The sequence below is a fragment of the Endozoicomonas sp. ONNA1 genome (assembly GCF_024606325.1).
Classification (GTDB): Bacteria; Pseudomonadota; Gammaproteobacteria; order Pseudomonadales; family Endozoicomonadaceae; genus Endozoicomonas_A.
In genome coordinates this window covers 1-1,404 of record NZ_JAHHPN010000647.1, presented here as the reverse complement: position 1 = coordinate 1,404, position 1,404 = coordinate 1, and the positions used below count along the sequence as shown (strand labels likewise).

Sequence of the window (1,404 nt, the reverse complement as noted above, 5' to 3'; positions counted from 1 at the left end):
TTGGCCAGTGAGCGGTCAAAGTTCAGCAATGTCTGGATGGCCTCTGTTTGGCCATTACGAGCAGCTTTGTGGAGAGCCGTTTCGCCATTGTTAGCCTTCTCTTTGGCCAGGGAGGGGTCAAAGTTCAGCAATTCCCTGATCAACCTTGTGTTGCCAGTGCGGGCAGCAGAGTGAAAATCCCGAAGGCGCTGGGATCGGTCACTGTCCAACAATACCTGGGCCTTGACGGTCTCTGTGTGGCCTTGACGAGCAGCTAAGGCTGCGTGTGTAGCTGTCTCACCATCTTTAACCTTGTCTTTGGCCACGGAGTGTTCAATGACAACTTCCGGTACAAACAGTGGCGGAGCTGATGGCTCAGGATCAAGACTTGATGAAGCCAAAGGCTCTGAAAGCGGTGCCGACAATCCAACAAATGATGCTTCAAGTTTTTCTCGCTCTTTCTTCAACCAGCCAAGTCGCAGTGACCTGACTTGAAGCAGCTCGGCCTGTTGAAACAGCTCGTCCCAGCTGAGTTCAGGGTTGGTCTCCAACAGTGTTTTCAGAAGCTGCTGATGCTCAGGGTTACCCAGACTAAACCAAGACAATGCAGCTGCAGGTGAAGCATGCTGTAACAACATCTGAAGTACAGAGACACCGGCATGGTTGAAACGCTTAAGAAACGACCGGATGACTGCCGGTGAAGTATATTGAGCCAGATCGTGAAGCACGGTTCTGTTGTTACGATCTGTCTGATTCAAATCCTCAGCGACTATCGGTAAATCGAATTGTTGTAACAGGTCGAGCAGGCTTTCTTCCGTTCCTAAACGAATCATGAAACGGAACAGAGTCAGAGTATTGTCCATTAAAGGTGTTCCCAGTACCTGCCCTCTATAGTGAGTGCACTGACTTTGGGTATGATTTTGTAGCATTATTTGGCGAGCTTGAACGGTACCGGCAGTGGGTCTGAATTGTTGACACTGGTCGCATGTTAGATAGTGCCTTTCTGCGTGAGGCAGTAGTTCCTGAAGCAGAAAACCGCTCTGTTGGCAATCCAGACAAGCTAGCCTTAATCCGGCTTCTGACGCATACCTGTCCAGATTCGCTAACACCTGTCGTTTGCTGACGTGATATTTGGTTTGAAGCAACCTGATGGTGTAATAATCAACATCCGCGGACAATGCATTATGAGTGTAATCAGTACCTTTATTATCAGGTTCTGGATAATTCTGCCCTGGCTGGCCTTGTTTTTTTTCATTGTTGTGTGCCTGACTGCCTGAATCACTCTGTTTGCTGCCTTTATCCACTGCGGGATTTGGTGAAGTTGTGCTTTCGGAGTTTCCCAACTGTAGGGTTCCGGGGGGTGTCTGAGTCTTGGTCTGTCTTTTAAAGGTGCGTTCCAGTTCCGAGTATTCAAACTCAAGACTG

Annotated in this window: 1 protein-coding gene; it reads right to left on the bottom strand. The window is 48.9% G+C overall.

Translation table 11 applies throughout. The features are described from left to right. The coding region (locus tag KDK19_RS15105; RefSeq protein ID WP_257292277.1) for an ankyrin repeat domain-containing protein at nucleotides 1–1,404 on the bottom strand (1,404 nt) is incomplete at both ends.